The organism is Vibrio sp. 1249-1, from assembly GCF_033340495.1.
Genome location: NZ_JAWOWJ010001058.1, coordinates 1 through 542, shown reverse-complemented (window position 1 = coordinate 542; position 542 = coordinate 1). Strand labels below are relative to the sequence as shown.

The window sequence follows — 542 nt, the reverse complement described above, 5'->3', positions numbered from 1 at the left end:
TATCATATTAAGCGCCATTATTACTTCAGTCACACAGGGATTAATCCAACGCAAGTGGTGCCTAAAGGGCCTGATTTAGACTTTAGTTCTCCTCACCAAAGAGAAATGATCGGTTAGTTTGTAACGGTTCATCCAATACAAAGGCCCTTAACGACGAACTGCGTTGTTAAGGGCTTTTATTTACGCTAAGTACTAGGACCAGTAGGGGCAATTTTTAAATATATGCTCGCCTTATTTAGCGCGGACGATGTCCATCACCAACTTACCGTCAACCTTTACTGGGCCATCTTCTTTGGCTCCGAGTGAATACTCAAATACGCCCGTCTTCATTCCACCTTTTTCTCCGTGGACCATTAGCATTAGCATGTCACCGGACTCAACCGGTTCCATCAAAATTGCATTCACGTTCTCATTTTGTCCCATTTTAAGCGGAGCATAGCCGATCACGGGGCCTGGCTTCATCGATTCATCTGTTCGGTGTACAACCATCCACCCGTTTTCGTCAGCATGAGCCATTTTTGCCGTTACGGTGCCCGTGGACA

1 protein-coding gene and 1 pseudogene are annotated in these 542 nt (G+C 45.8%); one reads left to right on the top strand and one right to left on the bottom strand.

Translation table 11 applies throughout. From position 1 onward, the window contains the following. A pseudogene (locus tag R7Z50_RS30445) lies at positions 1-117 on the top strand (glutathione S-transferase family protein); the annotation flags it as partial. 114 nt (positions 118-231) lie between these two features. Here R7Z50_RS30445 and R7Z50_RS30440 read toward each other — a convergent pair. Further along, a partial coding sequence (locus tag R7Z50_RS30440; protein ID WP_318150143.1) for a hypothetical protein occupies positions 232-542 on the bottom strand: 311 nt, incomplete at its 5' end.